This window comes from Ralstonia flatus (genome assembly GCF_958439105.1).
In the GTDB taxonomy this organism is placed as follows: Bacteria; Pseudomonadota; Gammaproteobacteria; order Burkholderiales; family Burkholderiaceae; genus Ralstonia; species Ralstonia flatus.
Window position 1 is genome coordinate 295,901 of the sequence record NZ_CAUDLI010000002.1, and the last position, 21,454, is coordinate 317,354.

At 66.3% G+C, this 21,454-nt stretch carries 15 protein-coding genes; 6 read left to right on the forward strand and 9 right to left on the reverse strand.

From position 1 onward, the window contains the following. Positions 1–42 precede the first annotated feature (42 nt). Genes glgB through glgA form a run of 4 tightly spaced genes read right to left on the reverse strand, consistent with a single transcriptional unit; the run spans position 43 to position 11,090 of the window. Entirely contained in the window at positions 43–2,349 is a 2,307-nt protein-coding gene (gene glgB, locus R2676_RS05045; protein WP_206272982.1) for a 1,4-alpha-glucan branching protein GlgB, read from the reverse strand. Then, a complete protein-coding gene (treS, locus tag R2676_RS05050; protein ID WP_206272984.1) occupies positions 2,346–5,840 on the reverse strand; it encodes a maltose alpha-D-glucosyltransferase in 3,495 nt (1,164 codons plus the stop codon). The genes glgB and treS overlap by 4 nt, the downstream gene beginning before the upstream one ends. Continuing rightward, a complete protein-coding gene (locus R2676_RS05055; protein ID WP_206272986.1) occupies positions 5,837–9,427 on the reverse strand; it encodes a maltotransferase domain-containing protein in 3,591 nt (1,196 codons plus the stop codon). The genes treS and R2676_RS05055 overlap by 4 nt, the downstream gene beginning before the upstream one ends. A 31-nt stretch (positions 9,428–9,458) precedes the next feature. Continuing rightward, positions 9,459–11,090 carry a glycogen synthase GlgA gene (gene glgA, locus R2676_RS05060; RefSeq protein ID WP_206272988.1) on the reverse strand — a complete coding sequence of 544 codons (1,632 nt, stop codon included), beginning with the start codon at positions 11,088–11,090 and terminating at the stop codon, positions 9,459–9,461. A gap of 402 nt (positions 11,091–11,492) precedes the next feature. On the opposite strand from glgA, the gene ahpC reads away from it, so the two are divergent. Both ahpC and ahpF read left to right on the forward strand, forming a co-directional pair. Then, on the forward strand, positions 11,493–12,056 hold the full coding sequence (ahpC, locus tag R2676_RS05065; RefSeq protein WP_004627987.1) for an alkyl hydroperoxide reductase subunit C: 564 nt from the start codon (positions 11,493–11,495) through the stop codon (positions 12,054–12,056). A gap of 234 nt (positions 12,057–12,290) precedes the next feature. Continuing rightward, entirely contained in the window at positions 12,291–13,865 is a 1,575-nt protein-coding gene (gene ahpF, locus R2676_RS05070) for an alkyl hydroperoxide reductase subunit F (RefSeq protein WP_206272989.1), read from the forward strand. A 77-nt stretch (positions 13,866–13,942) separates the two neighbouring features. Here ahpF and R2676_RS05075 read toward each other — a convergent pair whose 3' ends face one another. After that, positions 13,943–14,830 carry a LysR family transcriptional regulator gene (locus tag R2676_RS05075; RefSeq protein ID WP_012430077.1) on the reverse strand — a complete coding sequence of 296 codons (888 nt, stop codon included), beginning with the start codon at positions 14,828–14,830 and terminating at the stop codon, positions 13,943–13,945. A 95-nt stretch (positions 14,831–14,925) separates the two neighbouring features. Here R2676_RS05075 and R2676_RS05080 point away from each other — a divergent pair, with 95 nt between their 5' ends. The 4 genes from R2676_RS05080 to R2676_RS05095 all read left to right on the forward strand — a co-directional run bounded on the left by R2676_RS05080 (position 14,926) and on the right by R2676_RS05095 (position 17,865). Further along, positions 14,926–15,381, forward strand: coding sequence for a nucleoside deaminase (locus R2676_RS05080; RefSeq protein WP_206272991.1), 456 nt, complete (start codon positions 14,926–14,928; stop codon positions 15,379–15,381). Continuing rightward, positions 15,360–16,613, forward strand: coding sequence for a CynX/NimT family MFS transporter (locus R2676_RS05085; RefSeq protein ID WP_206272993.1), 1,254 nt, complete (start codon positions 15,360–15,362; stop codon positions 16,611–16,613). The genes R2676_RS05080 and R2676_RS05085 overlap by 22 nt, the downstream gene beginning before the upstream one ends. Before the next feature lie 448 nt (positions 16,614–17,061). Further along, on the forward strand, positions 17,062–17,517 hold the full coding sequence (fur, locus tag R2676_RS05090; RefSeq protein ID WP_206272995.1) for a ferric iron uptake transcriptional regulator: 456 nt from the start codon (positions 17,062–17,064) through the stop codon (positions 17,515–17,517). A gap of 96 nt (positions 17,518–17,613) precedes the next feature. Further along, positions 17,614–17,865: a hypothetical protein gene (locus R2676_RS05095; RefSeq protein WP_102065863.1), complete on the forward strand. Its 252-nt coding sequence runs from the start codon at positions 17,614–17,616 to the stop codon at positions 17,863–17,865. A gap of 11 nt (positions 17,866–17,876) precedes the next feature. Here the strand turns inward: R2676_RS05095 and R2676_RS05100 are convergent, their stop codons facing one another. The 4 genes from R2676_RS05100 to R2676_RS05115 form a co-directional block, all read right to left on the reverse strand. Next, on the reverse strand, positions 17,877–18,182 hold the full coding sequence (locus tag R2676_RS05100; RefSeq protein WP_206272997.1) for a hypothetical protein: 306 nt from the start codon (positions 18,180–18,182) through the stop codon (positions 17,877–17,879). Between the two features lie 106 nt (positions 18,183–18,288). After that, the gene (locus R2676_RS05105; protein ID WP_027679439.1) at positions 18,289–18,609 is read right to left on the reverse strand and encodes a DUF6587 family protein; all 321 of its coding nucleotides are present in this window, start codon (positions 18,607–18,609) and stop codon (positions 18,289–18,291) included. Next, positions 18,606–20,471 (reverse strand): ferrous iron transport protein B, encoded by a 1,866-nt coding sequence (gene feoB, locus R2676_RS05110; RefSeq protein WP_206272999.1) that lies wholly within the window; start codon positions 20,469–20,471, stop codon positions 18,606–18,608. Before feoB ends, R2676_RS05105 begins: the two co-directional genes overlap by 4 nt. Positions 20,472–20,516: 45 nt before the next feature. Continuing rightward, positions 20,517–20,825: a FeoA family protein gene (locus R2676_RS05115; protein ID WP_206273001.1), complete on the reverse strand. Its 309-nt coding sequence runs from the start codon at positions 20,823–20,825 to the stop codon at positions 20,517–20,519. Between the last annotated feature and the right edge of the window lie 629 nt (positions 20,826–21,454).

The following is a 21,454-nucleotide window of genomic DNA, read 5'->3' on the forward strand; positions in this document are numbered from 1 at the left end:
AAGGCAAACCACCAACACCAAAACAAAAACCCAAAACAAAAATCAAACCTTCAAAACCACAACCCCCAACGGCGGCAGCCGCAACACCAACGACTGCCCCTGCCCATGCGCCGCCACGTGGTCCACATCCACCGCCCCACCGTTCCCGAAATCGCTGCCGCCATACACGGCAGCATCCGTGTTCAGCACCTCGCGCCACTGCGTGGCCCCGTCCGCCGGCGGCACGCCAATGCGATACCCCTCCCGCGGCACCGGCGTCATATTCGCCACCACGAGCATCGGCCGCCCTTCGCCATCCAGCCGCAGGAACGCAAACACGCTGTTGGTGCGGTCATCGCCAATCACCCAGTTGAACCCTTCCGGCGCGGTGTCCCGCGCATGCAATGACGGTTCACTCCGGTACAGCGCATTGAGGTCATGCACCAGCCGCTGCACGCCACGGTGCCGCGGGTCGTCCAGCAGATGCCATTCGGGCGAGGCATCGTGGTTCCATTCGCCCACTTGCCCGAACTCGCTGCCCATGAACAGCAGCTTCTTGCCCGGATGCGTCCACATGAACGCGAGGTACGCGCGCAGGTTCGCCAGCCGTTGCCATTCATCGCCGGGCATCTTGCCCAGCAGCGAGCCCTTGCCGTGGACCACTTCGTCGTGCGAGATCGGCAGGATGAAGTGCTCGGAGAACGCGTACACCAGCCCGAACGTCATGCCGTCGTGATGGTGCTGGCGGTACACCGGGTCGCGCTGCATGTAGTGCAGCGTGTCGTGCATCCAGCCCATATTCCACTTGTAGTCGAAGCCCAGGCCGTTGAATTCCACGGGCGCGGTCACGCCGGGCCACGCGGTCGATTCTTCGGCGATGGTGATGGCGCCAGGGCAGCGTTCGTGCACGACCGTGTTCATCTGCTGGATGAACGCTACGGCCTCCAGGTTTTCGCGGCCGCCGTAGCGGTTGGGCACCCATTCGCCGGCGCGGCGCGAGTAGTCGCGATACAGCATCGACGCCACGGCATCCACGCGCAGGCCGTCGATATGGAAGCGCTCCAGCCATTCCAGCCCGCTGGCGATCAAAAAGCCGCGCACTTCGTTGCGGCCGAAGTTGTAGATGAGCGTGTTCCAGTCCTGATGGAAGCCTTCGCGCGGGTCCTGGTGTTCGTACAGCGCGGTGCCGTCAAACTGCGCCAGCCCGTGCGCGTCGGTCGGGAAGTGCGCGGGCACCCAGTCGACGATGACGCCCAGGCCCGCCTGATGGCAGCGGTCGACAAAGCGTGCAAACGCCTCGGGCGCCCCAAAGCGCGCAGACGGTGCGAACAGCCCCAGCGGCTGGTAGCCCCAACTGCCACCAAACGGGTGCTCCGCCACCGGCAGCAGTTCAATGTGCGTAAAGCCGAGCGCCGTGACGTACGGAATCAGCCGGTCGGCCAGCTCGTCCCATTGCAAGTTGCGGCCGCCGTCTTCCAGATCGCGGAGCCACGAACCGGCATGCACTTCATAGATGCTGATGGGCGCGTCGGGCTTCTGGCGTTCGGCGCGCGTTTGCATCCACGCGTCGTCGTTCCAGCGCAGCGGCGCCGGGTCGGCCACGACGGAGGCGGTGGCGGGCGGCGGTTCGGTCTGGCGGGCGGCGGGGTCGGCCTTGACCATCAGCCGGCCGTCGGCGCCGATCAGCTCGAACTTGTAGCGCGCACCGGGGCCGACGCCCAGGCCGCTCGGCAAAAACAGTTCCCACACGCCGGCCTGATGGCGCAGGCGCATCGGGTGGCGACGGCCGTCCCACTGGTTGAACTCGCCCACCACCGACACGCGCTGCGCATTCGGCGCCCACACCGCAAAGCGCACGCCGCTGATGCCGTCGATGCGCATCGCCTGCGCGCCCAAGCAGCTTGCCAGCGCCCAGTGCGTGCCCTCGTTGAGCAGATGCAGGTCCAGGTCGCCCAGCAGTAGTCCGAAGGCGTATGGGTCTTCGGTTTCCTGCACGGCTTCATGGCCGGTGCCCGCAGGCCAGATGATGCGCAGGCGATAAAGCTCCGGGTGGCCATACACGTCTTGCGCATCGGCACGCAGCGGGCCGTGGAATAGTCCCGTGCGGCCCACCGGCGTCATCTCCGTAATGATCTGGCCGCGCGAGTCGATGGCCTGCACGCGGCGCGCGCCGGGGTAGAAAGCGCGCACGACCCAGCGCGTGCCGTCCTCCGTGTCCAGGCGATGGGGGCCCAGCACGGCAAACGGATCGCCCAGACGGCCATGCGTCAGCGCATCCACGTGCATCTGGTCGACGCCCGGCGGCAGGACGATTGGCGCCTCGGGTTCGGTGGCGGTTTGGGTTGGGGTGGCAAAGTCGAGCGCGGTCACGGTGGGCCTCCGGTCGAGTCTTCCGCAGCGGGCGGTGGTGGCTCTGCATGCAGCAGGCGACGTGCCACCCGCGTGAAACCTTCCAGCGGAATCGGCAGCCAGGTCGGGCGGTTGGACGCTTCGTAGTTGACCTCGTACGCGGCCTTTTCCAGCAGGAACAGATCCAGCAGGCGCAGGTCGACCACGGGCTGATCCAGCGCGCTCAGATCGGGGCCGCGAATGGCGGCTGCGTACGCCTCCAGGAAGCGTTCAGTGGACGCAGCGCGGAAGCGTTCCAGCAGGATGTTGCGGCGTTCCTGCGCGGGCCCCGCCACGTGTTCGGGGCTTTGCCGCATGGCACCCACCACGTAGTCGAGCGAGCGCATCAGCCCGGCCACGTCGCGCAGGGGGCTGGTCTTGCGCCGGCGTTCTTCCACGGGGCGCGAGGGCTCGCCTTCAAAGTCGATCAGGAAGGCATCGCCCTGCGCCACCAGCACCTGGCCGAGGTGGAAATCGCCATGGATGCGCGACAGCGTGGCGCCCAGGCCGTCTTCGGCATGCGTGCGGGCGGCGTCGAGCAGCGCCTGATGTTGCGACAGCAGCCATTGCACGTCGGCTTGCAACGGGCTGTCGGGGTTTTGCCGCTGCCATGCCGTCAGGTTGTCGTGCGCGCGAGTGAGCTGTTCGCTCACGCGGGCGATCCAGTAGGCGGCATCGTCGGTGTCGGCAATGCGCGCGCCGAAGTTCGGGTCTTCGGTGGGCGCCGCCAGTGCGGCATGCAGTTCGCCCAGCCGCGTGCCGATCACGCCGATGAAGTTGACGTAGCCGGCCAACGCCTCGTCCGTATCCACGCGCGCTTCCGAGACGGCCACCGGAGACGATTCGCCATCGCCCGTGGTCACGCCTTCCATCTGCACGGCCAGTTCGTCGATGGTGCGCCGCAGGTAGTCGAGCGCCCACGTCCACGCATCGCCCTGGTTGGGAACGAAGCTCTGCATGACGGCCAGCGTGGCGCGTTCGCCGTCGGCAGCGTGGTGAGACACCTCGCCGATCAGCGCCGCCGTGTTCGCATAGCCCACGCGCGTGAGGTGGCGCGTCATCTCCACTTCAGGGTGGATGCCCGGCGCGATACGGCGGATCAGCTTGACGATGACGGACTCGCCAATCACCAGCGAACTGTTCGATTGCTCGGCCGCCAGCCACTGGATGGGCGTGTCGGGCGCCAGCGGCAGCGGCGCAGGCCGCGTGCTGCCGGCTTCGGGCGCCTCGGCAGGTTGGGCCAGCTCCGCGAGGTTCGGCTCGGGCTCGAAATGCACGGTGCCGTCATTGGCTTCCAGCGTGGTGCCGCGCACGAGGTTGGTGAGCAGCGCGCGGGCGAAGGTTTCGGTGGTGAAGGCGTCGGTGAGGTAGCCGACATGGCGGCCGCGCCGCACGCGCGCCAGCGCCAGCTGAATGGGCAGGGCCGGCAGCGTGGACGATTCCCAGGCGATGGACAGCGGCAGCAGGTAGCGCTCGACGCGTTCGGTGCCGTCGGGGCTGCCCAGCGTGACGGCCACTTCGTTGAGGAACACTTCAGGCCGCGTCGCCCCGGCGAGCGGGCGGTTGGTGGATGCGGCATCTACCGGCACGGTCGCACCCCATGCAAATTTCGCGCTACGCAGCACGCTGTCCTTGGCGGCAAACCAGCGGCGTTTGGGTAGATACGTCGGCAGGATTTCGCGTTCGATCAACTGACGGTGTGCCTCGCGCTGCCGCGTGTCGGCCACCGCATCGAGGCCGGCGCGCAGCACCAGCGTCGTGAACTCGGGCAACTGCTCTGCAGCCGGTTGCGCCCAGGTCGGCCCCGGCTCGTTCTCGCGCAGCTCCAGCCAGTAGAAGGCGTACGGCGGCAGCGTGAGCAGATACGACAACTGCCCGATGGGCGGAAACGCCGTCCCACCAACCAGCTCCACCGGCACCCGCTGCGCAAAGGCGGACAGGTCCAGCTCCACAGCCTGCGAGGCGCGGGAGAGATTGGCCACGCATAGGATGGGCGCTTCGCCTTCCAGCGCGCGGATATACGCCAGCACCTTGCGGTTCGAGGGCTGCAGGAACTGGATGGAACCCCGGCCGAACACGCGATGCCGCTTGCGCGTGGCCAGCAGCCGGCGCGTCCAGTTCAGCAGCGAATGTGCGTCGCGGCTCTGCGCCTCCACATTCACCGATTCATAGCCGTACAGCGAGCCCATGATGGCCGGCAGCACGAGCTGTTCAGGGTCGGCGCGCGAGAAGCCGCCGTTGCGGTCGGGGGACCACTGCATCGGCGTGCGCACGCCGTCGCGGTCGCCCAGGTGGATGTTGTCGCCCATGCCGATTTCGTCGCCGTAGTACATGACGGGCGTGCCGGGCATGGAGAAGAGCAGGCTGTTCATCAGCTCGACGCGGCGGCGGTCGCGTTCGAGCAGTGGTGCGAGCCGGCGGCGGATGCCCAGGTTCAGGCGCGCACGGCGGTCGCTGGCGTAGACCTCCCAGAGGTAGTCGCGCTCGGCGTCGGTCACCATTTCGAGCGTCAATTCGTCGTGATTGCGCAGGAAGATGGCCCATTGGCAGCCGGGCGGCACCTCCGGCGTCTGGCGCATGATGTCGGTGATCGGGAAACGGTCTTCACGCGCGATCGCCATGTACATGCGCGGCATCAGCGGGAAGTGGAACGCCATGTGGCATTCGTCGCCGGCACCGAAGTATTCCTGCGTGTCTTCCGGCCACTGGTTGGCCTCGGCCAGCAGCAGGCGGTTCTTGAATTCGCCGTCCATGGCCGCGCGAATCTTGCGCAGCACTTCGTGCGTCTCGGGCAGGTTCTCGTTCGACGTGCCTTCGCGTTCCACGAGATACGGCACGGCATCCAACCGCAGACCATCCACGCCGAGGTTGAGCCAGAACTTCATCACGCCGATCACGGCCTTGAGCACGCGCGGGTTGTCGAAGTTGAGATCGGGCTGGTGCGAGTAGAAGCGGTGCCAGTAGTACGCGTTGGCGACCGGGTCCCACGTCCAGTTGGACGGCTCGGTATCGATGAAGATGATGCGCGTGCCGGCGTATTTCTTGTCGTTGTCGGACCACACGTAGAAGTCGCGCAGCGCAGAACCCGGCTTGGCACGCCGCGCACGCTGGAACCACGGGTGCTGATCCGACGTGTGGTTGATGACCAACTCCGTGATCACGCGCAGGCCCCGCGCATGCGCTTCGGCGATGAAGCGGCGCACGTCGGCCATGGTGCCGTAATCGGGGTGGACGCCGCGGTATTCGGCGATGTCGTAGCCGTCGTCACGGCGCGGCGACGGGTAAAACGGCAGCAGCCAGATGACGTCCACGCCCAGCTCGGCGATGTAGTCGAGCTTGGAGATCAAACCGGGAAAGTCTCCGACGCCGTCGTTGTCGGAATCGCAGAACGATTTGACATGCAGCTGATAGATGACGGCGTCCTTGTACCAGAGCGCGTCGTCCACCAGCAGCGCGGTCGGATTGCGCGTCATGACGGGTTTTCCTCCGAAGGCAGGGCCGGGCGCACGCGCCAGATGGCAAACGGCTGCTCGGGTTCAAGGCGGATGTGCTGCCACTTGCCGCGCCAGACCGTGCGCTGGCCGTTGACCAGGTTTTCGGCCATCAGTGCGCCGTGGTCGGGCAGGCCCCATTGCCACAGTGGCAGTTCGATGTCGGATTCGTGCGCGTGGTGCGGGTCGAGGTTGATGGCGACGAACACCGTGTTGTCACCAAAGCGGTCCGGTGACAGGGCATTGGCCAGTTCGGCCTGCGAGGTTTCCAACCGCGCGGGCAGCACGGGCGGCGTCGATTTGCTGAAGAACAGGATCTGGTCGCCCGAGGCCGGCTGGAAGGTCACGCCCAGATGCGAGTGCAGCGCTGGGTTGGCCCGGCGGATGCGGTTGAGCAGGGCGATTTCCTTGACGATGTTGCCGGGGCGGTTGTGGTCCCACGCACGCAACTGGTATTTCTCGGAGTCGAGGTACTCCTCCTTGCCCGGCACCGCGGCGCCTTCGCACAGCTCGAAGCCGTTATAGACGCCCCACAGGCCCGACAGCGTGGCCGCCAGCGCCGCACGAATCAGGAAGCCCGGCCGGCCCGAGGTCTGCAGGAACACCGGGTTGATGTCCGGCGTGTTGACGAAGAAGTGCGGGCGGAAATATTCACGCACCGGCGTGCGCGTCAGCTCGGTCAGGTAATCGATGAATTCCTGCTTGGTGTGCCGCCACGTGAAGTACGTGTACGACTGCGAGAAGCCGACCTTCGCCAGCCGGTACATCACCTTGGGCCGCGTAAAGGCTTCCGACAGGAACACCGTATCCGGATAGCGCGCACGCACCTCGCCGATCATCCATTCCCAGAACGGCAGCGGCTTGGTGTGCGGGTTATCGACGCGGAACAGGCGCACGCCTTCGTCGGCCCAGAACATCACCACGTCGCGCAGCGCCGTCCACAGGCTGGGCTTGGCATCGTCGGCATAGAAGTCGACGTTGACGATGTCTTCGTACTTCTTGGGCGGGTTCTCGGCGTATTTGATGCTGCCGTCGGGGCGCCATGCAAACCAGCCGGGGTGCTCGCGCAGCCAGGGGTGATCGGGCGAGCATTGAATGGCGAAGTCCAGCGCCAGCTCCAGGCCCTTCTCACGCGCCGCGCGCATCAGGCGGCGGAAATCCTCCAACGTACCGAGCTGCGGATGGATGGCGTCGTGTCCGCCTTCGGCAGCGCCGATCGCGTACGGGCTGCCGGGGTCGTCGGGCTCCGCACGCAGGCTGTTGTTGCGGCCCTTGCGGTTGGTGCGGCCAATGGGGTGGATGGGCGGGAAGTACAGCACGTCGAAGCCCATGCCGCGGATGGCACCCAGGCGGCGAATCACGTCGTCGAAGGTGCCGTGCCGCTGTTCGTCATCCGATGCCGAGCGTGGGAACAGTTCGTACCAGCTTGCGAACGCTGCGCCGGCGCGCTCTACGTCGAGCGGGTACGCCACGCTTTCGACATAGAACGGCCGGTAGTGCGAGGCCTGCGCCATCACCTGTGCAGTCACCGGGTCCAGCAGCAACTTGAGACGGTGCGCATGGTCGGCATCCGCCAGCAGCCGAGCCAGCTTGTGCAGCGCGTCGGCGGCTGCGTCCTGCGGGGCGTGCTCGGCTGCCTGTGCGACCAGCCGCGCGCCTTCTTCCAGCTCCAGCGTCACGTCAACGCCGGCCGTGTGCTTCTTCTCCAGCTCAGAGCGGTAGGTGCCGAAGGCATCGCGCCACGCAGCAACGGCGTACACGTGCCGTCCCAGCCGTTCCGGCCGGAATGCGCCGCGCCAGCGGTCGTTGCCCAGGGCCACCATCGGCACGTGCTGCCAGGCCTCTTCATCCTGTGCACGCCACAGCAGGTGGACGGCCAATTTGTCGTGCCCGTCCATCAGCACGTCGGCCTCGACGACGATGTCGTCCCCCACCAGGCGCTTGACGGCAAAGCGTCCGTCTTCAACGGAGGGCTGCACCTGTTCGATACCGATGCGCGGCGAGGCGATGGCTGCGTTGACAGGGTCCTTCGCTTCGCCGGCCTTGGCGCGCGGGCTCTTGGCGGGCTTGGCGGCCGCAGGAGCGCGCACCGGGGCATTGCGGAAGACGCGCCAGACCTGCACATCGCCGGGCAGCAGATCGATTTCGGCCAAGGGCCGGGCATTGGCACGCAGCGTGTCGTCGCAACTGCCGACCGGCTCCGTCAGCAGATCGAGCGCCACGCCGCGCGTAAAGCCGCCGGCCACGCCGGGCAGGAAGTGGTCGGCATGCACCGACACGCCCATGTGCAGATCGGGATTGATGACCGTCAGTGTGGCGGCATCGCCTGCGCGCAGGTCCGGGCCATCGGCGCGCAAGAGCGCGGTGGCGGGCGCGTCGGGGCCAGTCAGCATGCGCAGTTCGGCGTGCGGCGCGACGGTATTCGTCTGGCGTGCGGCCCGGATGGTTGCGTTCACATCACGCACCGCGTCGCTCAGGTCGAATGCGGCATGCGCGTCGATCCATTGCTGGTCGGAGGGGTCACCGCGCTCGGCCAGCATCGGCAGCAGTGCGCCGCGTTCGAAGCCCAGCGGCATCAGCCAGCCGGCATCGAGCGTGTCCGCCACGTGCAGGAGACGGCGGTAGGCGCGTTCGCGGATCATCGCGTCGCCGAATGCCTGGCCGTAGCGCGTGCCGAACGGTGCTTCCACTGCGGCGATGGGTGGTGCCACGGCGGCCAGGCGGGCGTGCTCTTCCACCATCCAGCCGGCGCGGAAATCCCACCAGCGCAGCGACGAAAACGTCGCGTCAAAGCCGGCGCCCGCCAGTGCGTCGATGGCCGCGCCGTCCATGCCGGGCGTCCACGCTAGGAAGCGGACGGCAGCGGCCTCCTTGCGCACGTCGGCGATCAGCGTGCGCCAACGTTCGGCAGGCAGGCGGCCCGGCGCTTCGCAGCGGAATCCGCCGATGCCCGATGCGGCCCAGTTGCGCAACTGCTGCGTCCACCACGTGAGGATGGCGTCGGCGGTGCGCGGGTCGTCGTGCCGGAAGGAGGCGACCTCCAAATGCGACGGCGGCAGGCGCGGGTCGAGTGCGTCGCCGTCTTCGGCGTGGCTGGCGAACCAGTCTGGGTGGTCGGCACGCAGGGGCGCGTCGACAGCAACGCGGTCGATCACGAGGTCGAGCAACAACGTCAGCCCGCGTGCGCGGCAGCTTTCGGCCAGCGTGGCGAGCGCGGCGTCGGCCGGCCCGCCGCCCAATGCTGCATGCAGTTGCGCGTGGTCGCGCGTGACGAATACGTTGCCGGCCGCACCCACGGCAAACGGCGGCGCCATCAACACATGGTCAAAACCCAGTGCGGCGATGCGATCGAGCACGCCGTCCCACCGGTCGAGCCTGCCCAGTTGCAGTGGATGGACGTAGCAGATGGCGGGCGCATACGGAGCTTCCACGGCAGCCGGCGGCCCTTCGGCGGGCAGCGCGGCCGGCTTCGTGACGGATTTGGCGTTGCTGCCGGGCGGCTTGGCCGCCTTCAGTGCGGCAGTGGTTTTACGGGGCGTAGCGGGCTTGGGCGACTTGGTCTCTGGCATGCGTGAAAGCGGGGCAGGGCGTCAGGCGCGGTCAGGCACGGATTTTTTCGGCACTGGCGGCGCGCGCCACCGCGTGCGCTCGGATCTCGTCGGACAGCGCCGTCGAGCGTCGCCGCGCCGGCGTACGCACAGGTTGGTCGGGGCGGGGCGTGTGCACGACGTCCGGTGCGACGGGCGTCTGCACCAGTGCCACAGCGGGCATGGGCGTGGCGGCCGGCACCAGCGTGCGGTACAGCGCGACGTATTCGCGGGCAGGTTGCGACCAGCCGAAGTCGGTCGTCATGCCGTTGTATTGGAGGATGCGCCACGCCTGCGGCTGGGCGAAGACGTGCAACGCGCGCTCCACTGCGGCGACCATGGCGTCGGCGGTGTCGCCGTCGAACAGGAAACCTGTGGCGCCGTGCATGGCGGCTTCGGGCGAGCCGTGGTCGGTGATGGTGTCCATCAGGCCGCCCACGCGCGAGGCGATCGGCACGGTGCCGTAGCGCATCGAGTAGAGCGGCGTCAGGCCGCACGGTTCGAAGCGGCTGCCATGCAGCAGGATATCGGCGCCGGCGTGCAGCAGGTGGGCATAGGCCTCGGTGTAGCCGATCTTGGCGGCCACCTGACGCGGATAGCGCGCAGCCAGTTCCGCCATGCCGGTCTCGTATGCGTGTTCACCGCAGCCGAGCACGGCCACCTGCAATTGCGGGTTCGATTCGAGCAGTTGCGGCAGCGCCTGCAACGTCACGTCGGCCATCTTTTGATGCGTCAGGCGGCTGCCCAGGGCCAGCAACGGTGCCTTGGCGTCTTCCGGCAGGCCGAAGCGCTGCTGCAGCACGCGCTTGGCGGTGTGCTTGCCGCTCAGGTTGGACGCCATAAACGGCTGCGGCAACAGCGGATCCTTCGACGGGTTCCACACATCGTTGTCGATGCCGTTGAGGATGGCGACCAGGTCTTGCTGTCGCGCGCGCAGCAGGTCCTGCATGCCGCAACCCGCCGTGTCGGTCAGGATTTCGCGCGCATAGGCGTGGCTCACCGTGGTGATGCGATCGGCCCACAGGAGGCCCGCCTTCAGGAAGCTGAACTGGCCCCAGAATTCGGCTTCGTGCGCCGCATCGGGCGGCACGCCAATGTCCAGCACCACGTGCATCGGGAAATTGCCCTGGAACGCGAGGTTATGGACGGTAAAGACCGTCTTCACCGGCACCTGCGCCCGCTTGACGAACAGCGGCACCAGCCCCGCGTGCCAGTCGTGCGCCTGCACGATGTCGGAGCGATGCACACCCGGCAGCCCGGCGGCGACGCGCGCAGCGGCCTGGCTGAACGCCGCAAAGCGCAGCGCGTTGTCTGCATACGGCTCGCCATGTGCATCCAGATACGGATTGCCCGGCCGCGCAAACAGGGCCGGCGCGTCGAACAGCAGGACCGGAATGCCTTGGGCGCCCATGTGCCCGCTCAACAGACGCGCGGGGCCGCCGGGCAGGTCGGTCCATTCGCACACCGTGCGCGTGTGCTGCAACTGCGTGATGGCGTCGGGATAGCCCGGCAGCATCACGGTGACTTTCATGCCGGCGCGTCGAAGCGCGCTCGCGCATGCTCCGACCATATCTCCGAGTCCGCCGGTCTTGGCCAGCGGCACTGCTTCAGAAGCGACGAAGAGAACGTTCAGCGACAAGGTCATGCTCCCGGGGGAATTCGCCTGCCGGGCCGTCATCCAGCTGATGAACAGTGGAGGGCGCCGATGCGCGGCGGAGGTTTGCGATGGACCTCCTCGCGCAAGACCTATGCCAGTCAGACAGACGCTGACAAGACGGTGGCTCGTCGCTCACGCCGCCTAGGCCGGACGTGATGTGTGCGCTGCGATAACACGTGCAGCGTGTGCAACCTGCGGGTGCGCTGTGTAATTTCGTCTATGCGCGCAGGCGCACGTTGCTCGCGTGCGGCGCTTCGGGCTGGCGGCGCTCGATTGCCCGGGCAATAGAAAAAAACAATCGGTAAAATCATATCAATCAACTTGTGCAATGCACCGATCGACGATACGATCCACTCCGTTGTCAACCAAGCAACCCAACCGAAAACCACTATGTCGCTGATCAATACTCAAGTCCAACCGTTCAAGGCCCAAGCGTTCCACAACGGCAAGTTCATCGAAGTCACGGATGAGTCGCTCAAGGGCAAGTGGTCCGTGCTGATCTTCATGCCGGCCGCGTTCACCTTCAACTGCCCGACCGAAGTGGAAGACGCAGCGGACAACTACGCTGAATTCCAGAAGGCTGGCGCCGAGGTCTACATCGTCACGACCGACACGCATTTCTCGCACAAGGTGTGGCACGAAACGTCGCCGGCCGTGGGCAAGGCACAGTTCCCGCTGGTGGGTGACCCGACGCACGCGCTGACCAACGCATTCGGCGTGCACATTCCGGAAGAAGGCCTGGCACTGCGCGGCACGTTCGTGATCGACCCGCAAGGCGTGATCAAGACGATGGAAGTGCATGACAACGCCATCGCCCGTGACGTGAAGGAAACCCTGCGCAAGCTCAAGGCTGCCCAGTTCGTCGCCAACAACCCGGGCAACGTGTGCCCGGCCAAGTGGAACGAAGGCGCCAAGACGATCAAGCCGTCGCTGGACCTGGTCGGCAAGATCTAAGCGAACCTGCTCACGGTCCTACTGCGCGGCCTGATCTTGGCTCTGCGATGCTCGCCGTACCCATGTACGGCTGCGCTTCTCGCGCCAACCTCAGGTCGCTCGCTACGGACCGTGAACAGGTTCCAAGCGGCTTTGCCGCTTGACCGCAACGGCCGGCACTGCCGGCCGTTTGCTTAAGGGTAGGCGGCATATGTCGCCGCCTTTTTACAGACTCAACGATTAAAGGAAGTCGTCATGCTGGATGCTGATGTCAAGGCCCAACTGAAGGGCTACCTCGAACGCCTCGTGCAGCCCATTGAGCTGGTCGCCAACGTCGATGACAGCGAGGGCTCCCGCGACATGATGGACCTGCTGCGCGACGTGGCCGAGCAGTCCAGCATGATCGTGCTGACCGAACAACGCGATGCCGCCGAGCGCGCACCGTCGTTCCTGATCCGCCGCACCGGCGCGGATGTGAGCGTGCGTTTTGCCGCCATCCCGACCGGCCACGAGTTCACCTCGCTCGTGCTGGCGCTGCTGCAAGTGGGCGGCTATGCGCCCAAGCTCGAAGCCGACGTCATCGAGCAGATTCGCAATATCGAAGGGGATTTCCGCTTCGAGACCTACATGTCGCTCACGTGCCAGAACTGCCCGGACGTGGTTCAGGCGCTGAACGTGATGTCCGTGATCAACCCGCGCATCCAGCACGTCGCCATCGACGGCGCGCTGTATCAGGGCGAAATCGAGGCACGCCAGATCATGGCCGTGCCGACCGTGTTCCTGAACGGCGAGACGTTCGGCACGGGCCGCATGGGCGTGGAAGAAATTCTCGCCAAGATCGACACCGGCGCTGCCGCGCGTGACGCTGAAAAGCTCGCCGCCAAGGAAGCGTTCGATGTGCTGATCGTCGGCGGTGGCCCGGCCGGCGCGGCGGCTGCCGTGTACGCGGCCCGCAAGGGCGTGCGCACCGGCGTGGTGGCCGAACGTTTTGGCGGGCAGGTGCTCGACACGCTGGGCATCGAGAACTTCATCTCCGTGCAGGAGACCGAAGGGCCGAAGTTTGCCGCCGCGCTGGAGCAGCACGTGCGCCAGTACGACGTCGACATCATGAACACGCAGCGCGCGGTGAAGCTCACGCCGGCAGACAAGCCGGGCGGCTTTGCCGAGGTGACGCTGGCCAACGGCGCGGTGCTCAAGGGTCGCTCGGTCATCCTGTCGACCGGCGCGCGCTGGCGCAACGTCAACGTGCCGGGTGAGCAGGAATACAAGAACAAGGGCGTGGCGTACTGCCCGCACTGCGATGGCCCGCTGTTCAAGGGCAAGCGCGTGGCCGTCATCGGCGGCGGCAACTCGGGCGTGGAAGCGGCCATCGACCTGGCCGGCCTGGTGAGCCACGTCACGCTGCTGGAATTCGCCAGCGAGCTGAAGGCCGATGCCGTGCTGGTGCGCAAGCTGCAAAGCCTGCCGAATGCGACCATCGTCACCAACGCGCAGACCACCGAGATCACCGGTGACGGCCAGAAGGTCAATGGCCTGCGCTACAAGAGCCGCGTCGATGGCGTCGAGCACACGGTCGCGCTGGAAGGCGTGTTCGTGCAGATCGGCCTGGTGCCCAACACCGAATGGCTGGACGGCGCGCTCGAACGCAACCGCTTTGGCGAGATCGTCGTCGACGCACGCGGCCAGACCAGCGCGGAAGGCGTGTTCGCTGCAGGCGATGCGACCACGACGCCGTACAAGCAGATCATCATCGCCACCGGCGATGGCGCGAAGGCCGCACTGTCGGCGTTCGACCATCTGATCCGCGTGCCGCTGGCCGAAGCTGCCTGAAGCTGAACGCAGCCGTACCTGTACCGAGCCGGACTTCGCGACAAGCGGGTCCGGCTTTTTCTTTGGTGCTTCGGCGCTCAGCCGGCGGCAGATTGCAGCGCCTGCGCACGCGCCGCGCACATCTCGACAAGACGATCGCGCAGCGCACGCCCCGCGCTGTCGAGATCCGGTCGCGCAAACAGCGCCAACTCCAGCCCCCCGATCTCCGGAAAACCATCCGCAGCGCCGAGCACGCGATGCCCGGCCTGCACGGTGCTGGCCGGCAGCAGGCTCACGCCCAGCCCCGCGCTGACTGCCGCACACAGGCTCGCCAGGCTCGGGCTCGAATACGTGATGCGCCACGGCTGGCCGATTGATTCCAGCGCATGCAGCATCTCTTGTCGATACAGCGCGCCCACCGGAAACACCACCAGCGGCAAGGACGGTTGCGATGGCCCGAGCGGCAGCGTGTGCGGCCGCTCGGCGCTGTCGATCCAGCAAACCGGCTCCGCCCAGCGCGCATGGCAGTCGCTGTCCGTCCCCCATTGCTTGACCAGCAGCATGTCGAGATCGCCATTGCGATACAGACGCAGGAGGTGGTGAGAGAGGCCGCTTTCCACTTCCAGCCGCAGCCGGGGGCGCTCGCGCGCAAAGCTGGCGATGAGCGGCATCAGCGCGCCGCTGCCGAGGTCTTCCGGCACGCCCAGCCGCAGCACGCCCCCGGTGTGTTCGGGGCTGAGCGCCTCGCTTGCTTCGTTGGCCAGGCGCAGCAGGCGGCGGGCGTAGCCGAGCAGGCGGTCGCCTTCTTCCGTGGGCAGCACCTGGCGCTGGCTGCGGTCGAGCAGGCGGCAGTCCAACTGCTGCTCCAGCCGCAGGATCTGCTGGCTGACCGTCGACTGCGTCAGATGCAGATGCTCCGCCGCCCGGGTGAAGTTGCCGGTATCCACCACCGTGACAAAGCTGCGTAGCAAGACGAGATCAATCATTTGAAAATCCACTGAACATCATTTCACTATTTAATTTGAACATGTTTAGGGGCGCAACAATAATCGACCCGCAATTTCGTCTGTGGAGAAGCCCGATGTCCGATGAGCAGTACATGCGTGAGGCGGTGGAGCTGGCGCGCGGCAACGTCGACGCCGGCGGGCTGCCGTTTGGCGCGGTGCTCGTGCGCGACGGCAAGATCGTTGCGCGTGCCGTGAACGAGGTGCGCGCCACCCACGACCCGACCGCCCATGCCGAAATGCAGGCGATCCGCCAGGCAAGCCGTGCGCTGGCCACGCCGGACTTGCGCGGCGCGGTGATGTACGCGAGCGGCCATCCGTGCCCGATGTGCTTTGCGGCGATGCACCGCTGCGGCATTCGCACGGCGTACTTCGCGTATTCGAACGAAGATGGCGCGCCCTTCGGCATGTCGACCGCCGCCCTGTATGCCGAGATGCGCGGAGCACCGGAGCGCGGCGAGCTGCAACTGCATGCGTGCCGGCCGACGGGCGAGCAGGGCCTCTACGAAGCATGGCAGGCACGTCAATCGTGAACGACGTGGCCGCACAGGGCACCGCCGCCGACGTGTCACCTCAAGCCGCGGCTCCGTCGATGCACGCTGATGCCGGTTGGCTCGGCGTGGTGGTCGTGGTTGCGCTTGGGATGAACCTGCGGCCGATTCTCACGACCATCAGGCCGCTGCTGGCAGAAATTCGCGCGGGCACGGGGCTCGGCTTGCAGGGCGCTTCGCTGCTGACCGTGATTCCCGTGCTGTGCATGGGCAGCGTGGCGCTGTTCCTGCCCTGGCTTGCGCGCTGGCTGCCCGAGCATCGCGGTGTGGCATGCAGCCTGCTGGCCATTGCGGGCGCGTGCCTGTGGCGACTGTGGGCCGGGCACGGCGCCGCGTTGATCGCAAGCGCCGCGCTGGCCGGCACCGGCGTGGCGATTGTCCAGGCGCTGGTACCGGGCCTCGTCAAGCGGTGGTTTCCGCAGCGTGTGCCGATGGCGCTGGGTTTGTATTCCGCCTCGCTGATGGCCGGCGGTGGTATCGCGGCGACGCTCAGCCCGCGCATTACACACATCGCAGATTGGCATGTCGGTCTCGGCGTGTGGGCGCTGCCGGCGCTGGCAGCCCTCGTGTTGTGGACGACGGCCCGCCCGCGTGAAGCCGCCGCACCCGCGCAGCGCGGGCCAGTGCTCAATTTCTTCGGCAACCGGCGCGCATGGCTGCTGGCCATCTACTTTGGGGCGGCCAACGGCGGCTACACCAGCATGATCGCGTGGCTCCCGATGTTCTACCGTCAGCTCGGCTGGAGCGCGCAGGACGAAGGCAGCCTGATCGGCCTGATGACGATCTTCCAGGTGATCGGCGCATTGGCTGCACCGCTGCTCGCGCGCCGCTGGCCCGATCGGCGCCCGTGGTTGGTGGTCGTGCTGGTCTTGCAGCTCATCGGCATGGTCGGCTTGCTGCTCGCGCCGCAAACCGGCACCACGCTGTGGGTGGCACTTATTGGCGGTGGGCTGGGGTCGATGTTCTCGCTGTGCCTGACCCTCACGCTGGATCACCTGCCCGATGCGCGCGCTGCCGGTTACTTGGCGGCGTTTGTGCAAGGCATCGGCTTCATCATCACGGGGATCATTCCCTACGCAGTCGGCTGGCTGCGCGAGCTGACGGGCGGTTTTCAACTGCCCTGGGCGCTGCTGATTGCCATCGTGATCGCGTCGATGGTGACGACGTTGCGCTTTGCCCCCAGCGGCTACGCCCGCGCGATCGGGCCGGTGTAACGCGCGCGCTGCGGGTGACCACGCCCGAGATAGGGCCTTCCACAGTTCGTAAAGAAAACGCTTGTAATGAGAATCATTCGCATTTATAGTGTGTCCATCGACAGCGCTGCAGCCGATGGATCCGCTCCCAGGGCACATCTTCCAATGCACGGCGCATCGAACCGAATTTCGCTGCGTGCCCGCTGCTTCATGGGCTGGCGCCCGGCAACCGATCTTTTGTGGGGACCGCTCTGACACACAGAGCGTTTGGCAGTAGCAAGCCGCCCGACAGTCGGGAAAGCACTCAGACCCCGCTTTCCCGACTGCGACTTTCCGGGCTGCCAGCCATGCCGTTTTTTTTCTTCAAGAACTCAGCGACCGGTGTGCATGCGTGCAACGTTGCCGTTTTGGGTTCTCGCCCGCTGTAACGCCCCGCCTGCTGTACCCAAATCTCGCCCCAACGAACGCCATGCCAAACTCGACCGACCTGCGCCGGGCGGGGCTCAAAGCCACGTCGCCGCGCGTCAAGATTCTGGAAATCCTCACCGCCGGTACGGAACACGGCCGTCACCTGAGCGCGGAAGATGTGTACCGCCAGTTGCTCACGTCGGAACTCGACATCGGCATCTCGACGGTCTATCGCGTGCTCAATCAGCTGGTGGATGCCGGCGTGCTGCTGCGCCATACGTTCGAGGCCGGCCATGCGGTGTATGAGCTGAACGAGGGTGCGCATCACGATCACCTGATCTGCCTGACGTGCGGTCGCGTGGAAGAGTTTCACGACGACGCCATCGAGTCGCGGCAGGAGCGCGTGGCCAACGAGCGCGGCTTCGTGCTGCGCGATCACGCGCTGGCGCTCTACGGCGTTTGCCCTGCGTGTCAGGCGACTGCGGGCGTGGCCGGCGCGATTGGGTTGAATGCGTGATGTGACCCGGTAACTTGCTGAAACAGTATCGACGGGATCATGGCGAAACTCACCGCGCGCTCGGGGTTCCAACTCCCTGTTATTCAGGAGATGCCGATGCAACGCCGTCTGAAGTCCGAAGATGAACTCAAGACCTTGCTGGCCCGCTGCGTCCAGCAACATCCCGAATGCGCACAGTGCCAACTGCGCGCGATGTGCATTCACCGCCCCGATCACACCGGCTGCAATTGGAGCGCCGAGTTTGATTTTCCCGTGGACGACGATGCCGCCGCCATTCGCGGCCTGTCCGTCGCCAAGCGCCTGCTGACCCGCGCCCGCACGCAGTACAACGTGGTGCCGGCCCGGTAACCCCGCGCTTCTTATCCCTTCGCCTGGCGGGAGATCCGCTCCAGCAGCGCGCGTGCGCTTTCGCCGTGCCCCCGCTGTGCCAGCAGGCGCGCATTCAGCACGAGATTCTCGAGGACCAGCTTGGCGATGCTCGCGGTGAGCGAGACGATCACCTCGTCCTGGCTGAAGTGGGCATCTTCCATTTGCGTCAGCTGGCGCGACACCAGCTTGCAGACCAGGTCTCGCAACATCTGCTCGTCGAAGGGCAGGTTGGCGAAATCCACCGGGTCTTCCTTCTCGACTTCCGCAATCAACTGGACCAGCAACTCTTCGGTCATGACGCGTCCCCCGTTCAGGTTTGGACCAGTCTACGCCTGCGTTGCGCAAAAACAAAACGGGCCCGCGTGATGCGAGCCCGTGAGCGTTGTGGCGTTGCGTCGGCTGTTATTTGCGCCGCACGAAGTGGATCGGCTGTTCGGCCGGCGCGGCGGATGCCGATTCACCCGAGGCGCAGCCGCTGCAACCACTGCCGCATGCGCTGCCCGACAGCGGATCGGAGTGGCAGGAAGGCGACTCGCCCGGCGTGAGCAAGCGCTGCCCGAAGGCGCGCATCCAGCCCGGCCGCGACGGCCGATCACACCAGCCTGCCACGCGCGCCGCCGTGCGGGCGCGCATCGCCGGCGCATAGCGGCCGGTCAGCGACAACGCGCTCAGCGCCACGACGGTGGCGACAACGCCGGTTTCGACAACGTGGTACACGCTCATGTCAGCACCCGTGCGATCTGGTAGGTGGCGAAAGCGGCCAGGTAGGCCAGCGCGAAAAGGTAGCCGGCGGTGCCCGCCATGACCTTCCACGAGTTGGTCTCGCGGCGGATGGTGGCCAGCGTCGAGATGCATTGCGGCGCGTAGACGTACCAAGCCAGAAAGGCCAATGCCGTGGCCAGCGACCATTGCTGCGAGATGATCGGCGCCAGCTGCGCCGCCGCATCTTCATGCGTTGCCGACAGCGAGTACACCGTCGCCAGCGCGCCCACGGCTACCTCACGTGCCGCCATGCCCGGGATCAGCGCAATACACATCTGCCACGTGAAGCCGATCGGCGCGAACACGACTTCAAGCGCACGGCCGATCATCCCGGCAAAGCTGTAATCGATGGCCGGCAGCGTGGCGTTGGCCGGCGGCGCCGGGAACGTCGAGAGGAACCACAGCACCACCATCATCTTGAGGATGACCGTGCCGATGCGGCGCAGGAAAATGCGCGCCCGTTCGACGAGGCCGACAACCAGGTTCCGCACGCTGGGCAGACGGTACGACGGCAATTCGAGAATGAGCGGGTGCTCGTTGCGATCGCGCTTCAGGTACTTGAGCACATAGGCCACGACCAGCGCCGACACGATGCCCGCCATGTACAGCCCGAACAGCACAAGCCCCTGCAGATTGAACAGGCCCCACACTTGGCGCACCGGGATGAACGCGCCGATCAGCAAGGCATACACGGGCAGCCGCGCCGAGCACGTCATCAGCGGTGCCACGAGAATCGTCACCAGCCGGTCGCGCGGGTCCTGAATCGTGCGCGTGGCCATCACGCCGGGAATCGCGCACGCGAAACTCGACAACAACGGAATGAACGAGCGCCCCGACAACCCCGCGCCCGCCATCAACCGGTCGAGCAGGAAGGCCGCGCGCGGCAAATAGCCCGATTCTTCCAGCGACAGGATGAAGAGGAACAGGATCAGGATCTGCGGCAGGAACACCAGCACGCTGCCCGTGCCGGCGATGATGCCGTTGACCAGCAGGCTCTTGAGCATGCCGTCGGGCATGACGTTGCCGACCCACACGCCCACGGCTTCCACGGCACCCTGGATGCCGTCCATGAGCGGCTGCGCCCACGAGAACACCGCCTGGAACATGAAGAACATCAGCACGGCCAGCAGCATCAGGCCCAGCACCGGGTGCAGGACGATACGGTCGAGCCGGTCGTCCAGCTCGGCCGTGCTGCGTGGCATGGTCACGGCGGTATCGAGCAGCCGCTTCACTTCAACGTGCGGATCTGCATCGGCCGGCAGCCCGACCGGCACGGCCGGCAGCTGTTCGTGATCGATATGCGCGACAAGGTCGGCCGCGCCATTGCGTTTGATGGCCACGGTCTGCACCACGGGCACGCCCAGGGCGGCTTCCAGCTTGGCGCGGTCGATGCGGATGCCGCGCCGCTCGGCCGCGTCAACCATATTCAGCGCCAGCACCATCGGCAAGCCGAGGCGCTGCAGTTCCAGCACGAAGCGCAGGTGCAGCCGAAGGTTGGTGGCGTCGACCACGCAGATCAGCATGTCGGGGCGCGACTCGCCGCGGAACATGCCAAGGCAGATATCGCGCGTGATGGCCTCGTCCGGGCTGGTGGCGACCAGGCTGTAGGCGCCGGGCAGATCGAGAATCTGCACATGGCGGCCCGACGGGGCGGTAAAGCGGCCTTCCTTGCGCTCGACCGTCACGCCCGCATAGTTGGCGACCTTCTGGCGGCTGCCCGTCAGCAGGTTGAACAGCGCGGTCTTGCCGCAGTTGGGGTTGCCCACCAGGGCAACGCGCAATGCGGGGGTGGAAGCGGAAGAGGAAGAAGCGTGCATCTGCATGAAGCCGAATAAGCGGAGCCGAAAGCTGCGGCAATGGGAGGCAGGCTATGCCGCCTCGCGCACCTTTGCGGGCGGGGCCGTTTCGGGCGCGGTGATGGCGGCGGCGGGTTGCGTGGCCGGTTCGGCGCGCACGCGCACGCGAGCAGCCTCCTGGCGGCGCAGTGCAAAGCGGGTAAAGCCCACCTGCACGACGAGCGGGTCGCCGCCGAAAGGACCGACGGCCACCACGCGCACCTCTTCGCCCGTCACGAACCCGAGTTCGCGCAGGCGTTGGCTGATGGGATCGGCGGGTTCACGGTCTTCAACGTGATCCACCACCGCCGTCGCCCGGCGGGAAAGCTCGGAAAGCCGCATCGTGCGTGATCGTTAACTTAACGTGGTACAGCAAGGAAGCTAAATGCGAATCGTTTTCATTATAACGCAACATCCCGTGTGACGGGCTGCGGCACGCGGTCGCCAGGATGGATATTTCGGAGGACGGGTTGTTACGGATCCGGGCGTTGTGCGGAAGGCACATGCGGAAGGAGCGGGCGACTAAATCCGCTGCCCATGCAGGGTTTTTCCCAAATTACCCTATCCTGGGTATTGGCCTGACCGAGGGGCTTGCCTATCCTTCAAGTGCGCTGAACTTCCCCGTTCAAAGCGTATTCTTGAAGCCACCGGATACCGCTATCCGGTGGCTTTTTCTATGGGCGCGTGCCCCGCGCAGCCACCTGCTCCAAGCGGTGCCGATGCTGCAGCCCTGGACGTGTATCGCGCTCCGCCAAGGCAGCGGCAACGACAGTTCGCGCGCCACCTGCATACCCTGCCATCACCCCTCGCGCGGCCTGCCACGCCGATTTGCGGCCGGGTCGACTACAGACTATCCACAAGTTGCGTGCGATAGGAATTGCAAGCAAAATGCTTGCGCACTGCGTCAGCCGTCAGCCGGCACGATGCCGCAACTGCATCGTGCGCCGAGGGACGGTCCTTGAGCCGCGCAT